Origin of the sequence: Segatella salivae F0493 (genome assembly GCF_000477535.1) — a bacterium.
Lineage (GTDB): Bacteria > Bacteroidota > Bacteroidia > Bacteroidales > Bacteroidaceae > Prevotella > Prevotella salivae.
On sequence record NZ_AWGW01000004.1, the window covers coordinates 1 to 9,803 of the forward strand.

A 9,803-nucleotide genomic window follows, 5' to 3' on the forward strand; every position below is an offset into this window, starting at 1 on the left:
GGTTTATGGCAAACAAAGCCTCTCCCCCAGCCCCTCTCCGAAGAGAGAGGGGAGTAGTTACCTCTTGAAATGGAGGGGAGTGTTTGAGGGTTAATTAGGGGTGGTGATGTTGTTGAGAATTAAAGGTAAAATGATTTGGGGCAAATCATCGCGCAATTTGCCGTGTTTTACCTCATGAAATGACGTAGTTTATCGCGTAAAATGACGCAAATTATATTATGCTTTTTATTATTCAACGCCGTAGGTGTTGTGCTTTTGATAGCCCAGGGTTGCCAAACGATAGTGCAGGCTACCCTGGGTTAGCACATGGTTTGTGTGGAACAACGCCGTAGGTGTTGCGCTTTTTCTGATTAATCCGCAATAAATTACATCGTTTTAAGCATGCCTTCATAGAAAAAGCTCAACACTTACAGCGTTGAATCTCCTTGCGAACGTTTACCCAGGGTAGGCTCGTTCCTCGCCAACCCTGGGCTATCAAAAGAACAACTCGTACCGAGTTGCGAGATAAAACAATTGTGAGCGTGACGTGGTTGATAATAAAGCGCCAAATGGTTTATGGCAAACAAAGCCTCTCCCCCAGCCCTTTGCTTTCCTCGTTTCGCAGGCTTCACGAACAGCGACCTATGGTTCTCCGAAGAGAGAGAGGAGTAGTTAGCCGTGAAAATGGAGGGCGTTGTTTTGGAGTTAGTTGGGGGTGGCGATGGTGTTAAGAATTAAAGGTAAAATGATTTGGGGCAAATCATCGCGCAATTTGCCGTATTTTATCGCATGAAATGACGTAGATTGTCGCGTAAAATGACGCAGATTATATTATGCTTTTTATTATTCAACGCCGTAGGTGTTGCGCTTTTGATAGCCCAGGGTTGCCAAACGATAGTGCAGGCTACCCTGGGTTAGTGTATGTTGTGCGTGGAACAACGCCATAGGTGTTGCGGTTTCTTTGCGTAATCCGCCATATTTCCTGGCGCGAGATAACGTAATTCATGTTACGGATGGAATATTTCAACGCCATAGGTGTTACGCTTTCTAAGCGTAATCTGTCATGAATCCCCTCACTATAACCATGCCTTCTCAAAGAAAACTCAACACTTACAGCGTTGAATCTCCCTGCGAACGTTTACCCGGGGTAGGCTCGTTCCTCGCCAACCCCGGGCTATCAAAAACACAACTCGTACCGAGTTGCGTGGTGAGAACATTCATGGTGACAGATTTGTTCATTGGAATACCGGCATAACACCTACGGCGTTGCATTATTGCCACATTCACCATGATAGATGTATTCATAGGGATATTGGCACAACGCCTACGGCATTGCGTGGTTGCAATATTCAAATGATGAGGTGTTTTCTACTCTTTCATGTGTAAAGCCTCCATAAAACGGCGGATGACTTCTGGCTTTCCAGTGTGTTTTCCGAGGTCTTCGGAGAGCTTACATGTATCATTATAGTAGGGCCAACACTCTGTTATTTTCGATGCAACAAGTTTAATGACAATATTCATTGGCTCAATACCTTCGAAATCATTGGTGAAATGAGTACCTATTCCGAATGAAGGCAGGCAATAATCTTTTGCATATTGTTGAATTTCTATTGCCGAATCAGTGTTTAACGCATTTGAAAACACAACCTGTTTTGTGCGGGAATCAATGCCAAGTGAACGATATTTCTCCACGATTTTCATTAGTTGTTCGCGGTTATTTCCAGAGTCAATGCGAAGTCCTTTGAATAGATTTGCAAAGTCTTCTGAGAAGTTTAACGAGAAGATATCCCATCCAAAAGAGTCATAAAGATATGTACCGAGGGCACCACGGAAGGTGTTTCGCCAGGCGTTCATAGCCAAATGATTGGCCATTTGCGGTCCAAACATGCCGCCAATTGCGCAAACAAACTCATGCGCCATAGTGCCAACAGGTTGTAAATCGTGGGTCATGGCGATGTAAACATTGCTTGTTCCCACGAGTCTTCCTTTCCAATCACGGCTCTGATAGGTGTCTTTCAATGCACGAACCACCGTATCTTCGGCTTCAAAAGAGGCGCGCCGACGTGTTCCAAAGTCTGAAAACACACAGCCAGCAGCCAACAATCGTTCTGCTTTCTGACACGTTTTGTTATACAACTGCACGTAATCTAACCTTGCAATCTGTCCTGTCATGATGTAGAAAAGCTCTGAGATCATCGCCAGAACCTTTACTTCTAAGAGGATGGTATCCGACCAACTGCCTTCAAATTCCACGTGAAGATGTCCGTCAATATCTTGTGAAACGTTGACCCATTCGCGTGAAAACCTATAGCCACGGAGGTAAGTAAAGAACCAATGTGGCATGTAACTGCATCGCCGTTTCATGAAATCTATCTCGTCATCTGTAATGATAACGCCCTCCAAAGCTTCGATTTGACGACGCAATTCGTCAGCAAACCCAGTGGGATATACCGTGTTATTGCGGTCTACAAACTGGTATTTTACTTGGGCACGAGGGTAATTATCGATGACCGAACAGCACATAGAAAGCTTATAAAGGTCATCATCTGTGAAGTGATTGATGATTTGTTTCATTGTCGTTTGAAAGCTTTTATGATTCCTATTGAGACACTTTCGTTAGCAAAGTCAATGAAATGAAAAGGCGAAGCTCATCATTCAGATGCATAAAACGTGCTGTGTCTGGTGCAAATATACGACATTTGAGGCAGATAAAGCAAACAAAAGAAAGAATTTTGAAATAGAAATGGCTGGGCGAAGTGACGCTTTCCACAGAAAAGAATGCAGGGAAAGCACGTGCAAACAAAGTAGAAGAGAAAGGAAGAAAGCACCCTATAAGGATGCTTTCTTAGTGAAATAACATGTTTAACTATAGGGAATAATCTATAAAGATTAAGCCTTTTTAGCGAAAGAGAAAGTCTTCCAAGGACTCTTTGGGTCGCTAATGAGCTTGTTAAATATCTTCTTTGTCTGACCCATGCTATAGCTATCAGTGCCCCAAAGGGTGTAACCGATGATGTAACTCTTGCCATAGTCTTCCCAAGAAGAAAGCGATTTGTGAACCAATTCGTCCACAAAGTCAACATATTGCCACATTTCTTCCTCGCTGATATACTTCTTTTCAGCGCACATACGAGCAATAAAGACCAGACGGGTTGCCTCAAAACCAATGCCACCTATACGTGTAAAGTCGGCCTCATCTCTAACAATTCCTTCCTTAACTAAATTGCCTATAGTCTTGAAAGCGCGTTCAATCTGTTTAGAACATGCCTTAGCTTCATTCTTGTTTACAAACGTTTCGTTGAGATATTGCTCAATAGCTTTCTGCTCTTTCAACTTGAATGCCTCTGCAATATTTGGCATATAGTCTTTTGTGCAGGCTAATTTCAAATCGTCTAAAGCGTCAATTGCCGAGCTATGGTCATAGATACCCCAGTCTCTTTCGAGCACTTCTGCGCAATCATCTTTTACTAATCCTGTCTTAATAGCATTCAAATAACACTTATCATTCTCTGCATAGATGGCGCTAAGCAACATCTTTCGCTGTTGATCTTGACTGAGATTTGAGTTTGAATCAGTTCGAAGTCCACTGCCAAACTGGCGTAAAGTGGCCTTTGCTTTAAGGAAATATTGATATAAACCAATGACAATAAGCACACCAACTATGATGTAAACAATCCATGTATAGCCGCTTGTTGAGCCGTCAGATGAGCCACTTGGTACTCTGATTCGAAGTCTTAGAGCCATAGCTTCCTGTGCAAACAGGCCTAACATCAATACTAAGCAATAGATAATTCTCTTTTTCATATTGCTCGTTTTTAATTTTTATAGTTTGTGTTTAGTGTCTCTTTATCAGCCCATTTGATTCGGCTGATAAAGAAACATCTTTATTTTCATCTCGTGATTAGATTCAGATTAAGCGAAAGGGAAAGTCTTCCAAGGACTATTTGGCTTAGTATACATGTCCTTAGCATGGCCTGCCATCACCTCGAAGTAATTTGAAGCACCACACCACAAGCAACGACCAATGATGTAACTCTTACCAAAGTCTTCCCAAGAAGTAAGCGTTCTATGTGCTATTTCGTCTGCTGCATCAACATATTTCCAAAGTTGTTCGTCGTTGATATAGTTTGCTTCGCGACACAATCTGGCTATGAACACAAGACGACCAGCGTCCCATGCATCGGGTCCAATGCGTGAAAAGTCGGCCTCATTACTAATGATGTGTTCCTTCATTAGAGGGTCCATAGACTCAAAAGCGAATTGAATTTGCTCCCAACAATTATTGATATCTTCGCTATCTTCAAAGGTATCACGGAGATATTGCTGTATTTCTTGCTTGTTTTTAAGCTTCAAAGCCTCGACAACTTGAGGGAAATAGCGACGTGTACCCGATAATCTCAAATAGTCAAGTGTTTCGATTGCCGATGCTTGGTCACTGATATTCCAACCTTGGTTGAACATCTTTTCACGCTCATCTGCTGTTAATCCCGTCTTAACTACATTGTATAAAGCTGCCTTTTGTGCTGCAAATACACCACTTAACAATAGCTTTCGTTGTTGATCTTGCGTCAAATCAGTATTCTTTTCAACCTTAGCGCTGGAGGTAAAGAAGCGGAATAACTGCTTAAAGAATGACCAATACTTTATTACAACGTAAAGGATGATACCACAAATAACGGCAGTTGAAATCCAAGATGAACTGTCTCCACCGCCTTGATTGCTGCTTGGCACCTTGACTCTAATGCGAAAAGCCTCTGCATATTGAGCCACAAAGCAGAGCATTATTACCAAGATTGTTGTCAGTTTTTTCTTCATATAGGTAAGTTTATAAATTGAATGATGTTACTTTTTCTTTCCTTTTACGACCTTCTTCACAACAGGTTGCTCTGGCATCTTATTCTCTGGACGAGTAAATCCGTCTTTCGTTGCACGCTCACTCATTACTTTTATGCGCTTATCTAAGTCTGGATGAGACGAGAACATGCGCTTAAACTTGCTGTCTTTCTGGTAACCTGAGTCCTCTTCGAGCTTCTTAAGTTTCTCAAACGACAAAGCCATAGCCCAAGGATTCTTGCCATTTTTCTTCAAGAAGTCATAGCCGTAAGTGTCTGCATTGCTTTCCTGCTTCTGCGAATATGTAGCATTCAACAACGCTTCTCCAAGCTCTCCGAATTGTGAATCGCTAAACGTTGCGGCCTTACCTCCCGTGGAAGAGACTCCATCTTTGAATGCCGATGTGAGCAAAGCTGTACGGAAAGCATTCTTAGAATCCTTGTGAGCAACGTGTCCTATCTCGTGTCCTATGACGCCAAGTAACTCGTCATCGGTCATGATGTCCATCAAAGAAGAGAACACACGCACGCTACCATCGGCGCAAGCAAAGGCATTTACGTCGGTAACATAATAGACTTTGAAGTTCAAAGGAATACCTTCTACGTCGTTAAGTCCTTGAGTTAATTTCTTCAAACGAATAGAATAGGGATTGTTTTCAGGGCAAACTTGATTGTGCTTATCCATCCAATCAATGTATTCTTTCACATAGTTTGCTACGTCAGCATCGGTTAAAGTCGCTGCTTTTACAGCCTTTGATGCTCCTCCAATAGCTTTTTTAAGGTTGAACTGTGCCATAGATGGCGTTGCACTTAGCATGAAGCATGCACCTAAAAGCATGCTTGACAATGTTTTGTTCATAAAATTTTATTTGTCTTAAAAGTGTAAATTATGCCACAAAGGTATACAAAAAATAACATAATCTGCATTCTCTTGCAATATTTTTTCTGTTTTTTTATTGCGTAATATTCAGATAATCGCAATGCATTTTAATGCTTTTTTGCAATCCTATTCATCACCTTTATCTTATGAAAAGCTATGAAGCATACTCAAATAAAAGCCACTGTGAGTCCTGCCATGACAATACTTACCATAGACATCAACTTGATTAAGATGTTAAGACTTGGCCCGGCAGTGTCTTTAAAGGGGTCGCCTACTGTGTCACCCACTATCGTTGCCTTATGACTTTGAGACCCTTTACCTCCGAAATGGCCTTCTTCGACCATCTTCTTTGCATTGTCCCATGCACCACCTGCATTGGCCATGAAGACTGCCAAGGTAAATCCTGCCGACAAACTACCTACCAACAAGCCTAAGACTCCAGCCACTCCAAGCAATATTCCGACTACAATGGGGATGGCGATTGCCAGTAAACTCGGAATAATCATTTCCTTTTGAGCACTCTTTGTGGATATTTCCACACAACGACCATAGTCTGGTTGCGCCGTCTTTTCTAATATTCCTTTAATCTCTTTGAATTGTCTTCTCACCTCTTCTACCATAGATTGGGCTGCTCTTCCGACTGCACCCATCGTCAAACCACAAAAGAGAAAGGCTGCCATTGCACCTATAAATGCCCCCACAAGTACCTTGGGATTCATCAATGTTACTTGGAAAAAGTTCATAAAATCGGGCATCGTTGCCTGAGAAGGATCAAAAGATTGTCCCGCATAGTCAATGAAATGACGACCTTCTTCGACGGCTCTTACCATGGCAATCTTTATCTCTTCTACATACGAAGCGAGTAAAGCTAAGGCCGTAAGTGCCGCACTTCCTATGGCAAACCCCTTGCCTGTGGCCGCCGTAGTGTTGCCCAATGCGTCGAGAGCATCCGTGCGTTGTCTCACCACTTGCCCTAATTCACTCATCTCTGCATTACCGCCAGCGTTGTCAGCAATAGGTCCATAGGCATCTGTTGCAAGCGTTATGCCGAGTGTGGAGAGCATTCCCACGGCGGCAATCCCTATTCCATAGAGCCCATGGCTTATGGAATCAGCTCGCATACTCATATCAAACCCATTGGCACAAAGGTAACTTAGCATGATGGCTAAGGCGATAACTAACACTGGAATGCATGTAGAGATCATGCCAGTACCCAGCCCTTTGATGATAACTGTAGCCGAACCCGTTTCACTTGCCTTTGCAATCTCCTGCGTAGGACGGTAACTTTGCGAGGTATAATACTCTGTTGCGTGTCCTATAATGACGCCAGCCACGAGCCCACTGATAACAGAAAATGACAAGCCGAGCCAGTTTTCTATGCCTAAAAGATAAAGAATCACAAACGAAGCCACGGCAATCAAAACCGCACTTACATTCGTTCCAAGTCCTAAAGCGCGTAACAAGGCTTTCATGTCTGCCCCTTCTTTCGTACGAACAAGGAAGATTCCGATGAGTGAAAGGAATATACCTACGGCGGCAATAATCATTGGTGCTATGACAGCCCGTAGCTGCATATCGCCATTTAAGGCAAAGGCTGTGGCCCCAAGTGCTGCAGTCGACAAGATGCTTCCACAATAACTTTCATATAAATCGGCACCCATGCCAGCCACATCACCCACATTGTCGCCCACATTATCAGCGATAGTAGCCGGATTTCGAGGGTCATCTTCGGGAATATCTGCCTCAACCTTTCCCACGAGGTCAGCCCCAACATCGGCCGCTTTCGTATAGATGCCTCCACCAACACGTGCAAAAAGTGCCTGCGTTGATGCCCCCATACCGAATGTGAGCATAGTAGTTGTAATTGTTATCAAGGCAATATTGCCATCCGAATATACGAAACTGAGAATCAAAAACCATATCGCAATGTCTAAAAGTCCAAGTCCTACAACGACAAGTCCCATCACAGCACCACTCCGAAAGGCCACTCTCAACCCATAATCCAACCCTTTTCGCGCTGCGTTTGCCGTGCGTGCAGAGGCATAAGTAGCTGTTTTCATGCCGAAGAATCCGGCAAGTCCCGAGAAGAAACCACCCGTAAGAAAAGCTATTGGCACCCAAGGATTCTGTATTTTTAAGGCATAAGCCATGAAGGCGAAAAGCAAAGCAAGCACCAAAAAGACTATTCCCACAACCTTATATTGCTGGCGTAGGTAGGCCATTGCCCCTTTTCTAACGTGTGAAGCGATTTCTTTCATCTTCAGTGTTCCTTCTTCTTCCTTCATCATTTCACTGAAAAAATACCATGACATGCATAGCGTTGTGACCGAAGCCAATGGTACTAACAAAAAAACTGTAGGGATATTCATCATGTTTTCCGGTTAAATTATGAGATTATTAAACTTTATGTCGTTCGCAAATATACAAAGATAATCGACCCGTTGTACTCATTTTTGTTTATTTAACTATTTTATCGGTTCCCTCACCGCTATCCAAGCAGCCCACATCCTCTATTTATGCGGTTTACTATCCTTCTGAAAACATAACATTATCAATCGCTGATTATTTCTTAATGCGTAAGTATTGCATCAATAATATGTGGCATGATACACACCAATGTAAATGATGTCAATCGTCAATGCCGTAGGTATAAAAATGGTTTTCCAATGAATGTATTTGGCAATGTGAAGGTTTTTAGTGCATAATGATGTTTGTTTTATTGCGATGTTTCAAGGAATACATCCAATAATGCGAATGTTTCAATAATGCAACGCCGTAGGTGTTGTTCCTTTGATAGCCCAGGGTTGGCGAGGAACGAGCCTACCCTAGGTAAATGGTTGCAAGGGGATTCAGCGCCATAGGTGTTGAGTTTTCTTTGAGAAGGTATGGGTATAGCAAGGATTTTAATGGCGGATTACGCTTAGAAAGCATAACACCTATGGCGTTAGCCCACGCAAACCACACGCTAATCCAGGGTAGCCTGCACTATCGCTTGGCAGCCCTGGGCTATCAAAAGCGCAACGCTTACAGCGTTGAAAAGTGTATTTCTCGATGCAATTTTTTTAGTTTTACAATATGAATCGATGGCTTGTCACGCGGAAATAAACTTTATCCACGACATTGATTCAAATAATTTGTAAAACGATATATATCAAGGCATAATTCAACATCCAATATCCTATGTTATGATTTGTACCAAACGGCAATATAATCTACGTCATTTCACGCGGTAAGACATGGCAAATTATGCGATGAAATGCCTCAAATCATTTTACCTTTAATTATCAACAGTGCCGCCACCCCAAACTAACTCCAAAACAACCTCCTCCATTTCCACGACTAACTACTTCCCTCTCTCTTCGGAGAACCATAGGTCGCTGTTCGTGAAGCTTGCGAAACGAGGAAAGCAAAGGGCTGGGGGAGAGGCCTTATTTGCCTTTCATTATTTTACATTTTGTTATCAACCACGCCACGCTCACATTTATTTCACCACGCAACTCGGTACGAGTTGTTCTTTTGATAGCCCGGGGTTGGCGAGGAACGAGCCTACCCCGGGTAAACGTTCGCAAGGAGATTCAACGCCATCGGTGTTGAGCTTTTTCTATGAAGGCATGCTTACAATGAAACCTTTAGTGACGGATTACTCAAAAAAAGCGCAACACCTACGGCGTTGTTCCCCACAAACCATATGCTAACCCAGGGTAGCCTGCACTATCGTTTGGCAACCCTGGGCTATCAAAAACGCAACACCTACGGCGTTGAATAATAAAAAGCATAATATAATTTGCATCATTTTATGCGATAATCTCTATCATTTCATACGGTAAAACACGGCAAATTACGCGATGAAATGCCCCAAACCATTTTACCTTTAATTATCAACCTCATCTACATCTCTTATTAATCCTCAAACAACCTCCTCCATTTCCACGACTAACTACTCCCCTCCCTCTTTGGGGAGGGGCTGGGGGAGAGGCTTTGTTTGCCCCAAACCATTTCACCTTTAATTATCAACAACATCACCACCCCAAACTAACTCCAAAACAACTCCCTCCATTTCCACGACTAACTACTCCCCTCTCTCTTCGGAGAGGGGCTGGGGGAGAGGCTTT

Annotated in this window: 8 protein-coding genes and 1 pseudogene; 2 read left to right on the top strand and 7 right to left on the bottom strand. The window is 42.9% G+C overall.

Features of this window, described 5'->3' with window-relative positions:
* Nucleotides 1-218 precede the first annotated feature (218 nt).
* Nucleotides 219-332 (top strand): DNA-directed RNA polymerase, encoded by a 114-nt coding sequence (locus tag HMPREF9145_RS13625; RefSeq protein ID WP_196809731.1) that lies wholly within the window; start codon nt 219-221, stop codon nt 330-332.
* Nucleotides 333-407: 75 nt separating this feature from the next.
* Here HMPREF9145_RS13625 and HMPREF9145_RS12545 read toward each other — a convergent pair whose 3' ends face one another.
* The 7 genes from HMPREF9145_RS12545 to HMPREF9145_RS00750 all read right to left on the bottom strand — a co-directional run bounded on the left by HMPREF9145_RS12545 (nt 408) and on the right by HMPREF9145_RS00750 (nt 8,063).
* Nucleotides 408-611: a hypothetical protein gene (locus HMPREF9145_RS12545; RefSeq protein ID WP_081697667.1), complete on the bottom strand. Its 204-nt coding sequence runs from the start codon at nt 609-611 to the stop codon at nt 408-410.
* A gap of 478 nt (nt 612-1,089) precedes the next feature.
* A complete protein-coding gene (locus HMPREF9145_RS12550) occupies nt 1,090-1,332 on the bottom strand; it encodes a tetrahydrofolate synthase (protein WP_081697668.1) in 243 nt (80 codons plus the stop codon).
* Nucleotides 1,333-1,347: 15 nt separating this feature from the next.
* Nucleotides 1,348-2,553 (bottom strand): nicotinate phosphoribosyltransferase, encoded by a 1,206-nt coding sequence (gene pncB, locus HMPREF9145_RS00730; RefSeq protein ID WP_021824455.1) that lies wholly within the window; start codon nt 2,551-2,553, stop codon nt 1,348-1,350.
* Between the two features lie 315 nt (nt 2,554-2,868).
* Complete coding sequence (locus HMPREF9145_RS00735; protein WP_021824456.1) at nt 2,869-3,783, bottom strand: DUF1266 domain-containing protein; 915 nt, start codon at nt 3,781-3,783, stop codon at nt 2,869-2,871.
* Nucleotides 3,784-3,891: 108 nt separating this feature from the next.
* Nucleotides 3,892-4,794 carry a DUF1266 domain-containing protein gene (locus tag HMPREF9145_RS00740; RefSeq protein WP_021824459.1) on the bottom strand — a complete coding sequence of 301 codons (903 nt, stop codon included), beginning with the start codon at nt 4,792-4,794 and terminating at the stop codon, nt 3,892-3,894.
* A gap of 27 nt (nt 4,795-4,821) precedes the next feature.
* Nucleotides 4,822-5,670: a M48 family metallopeptidase gene (locus HMPREF9145_RS00745; protein ID WP_021824458.1), complete on the bottom strand. Its 849-nt coding sequence runs from the start codon at nt 5,668-5,670 to the stop codon at nt 4,822-4,824.
* A 188-nt stretch (nt 5,671-5,858) separates the two neighbouring features.
* Complete coding sequence (locus tag HMPREF9145_RS00750) at nt 5,859-8,063, bottom strand: sodium-translocating pyrophosphatase (RefSeq protein WP_021824457.1); 2,205 nt, start codon at nt 8,061-8,063, stop codon at nt 5,859-5,861.
* Between the two features lie 1,122 nt (nt 8,064-9,185).
* Here HMPREF9145_RS00750 and HMPREF9145_RS12555 point away from each other — a divergent pair.
* Nucleotides 9,186-9,275, top strand: a pseudogene (locus HMPREF9145_RS12555) (tetrahydrofolate synthase); the annotation flags it as partial.
* Between the last annotated feature and the right edge of the window lie 528 nt (nt 9,276-9,803).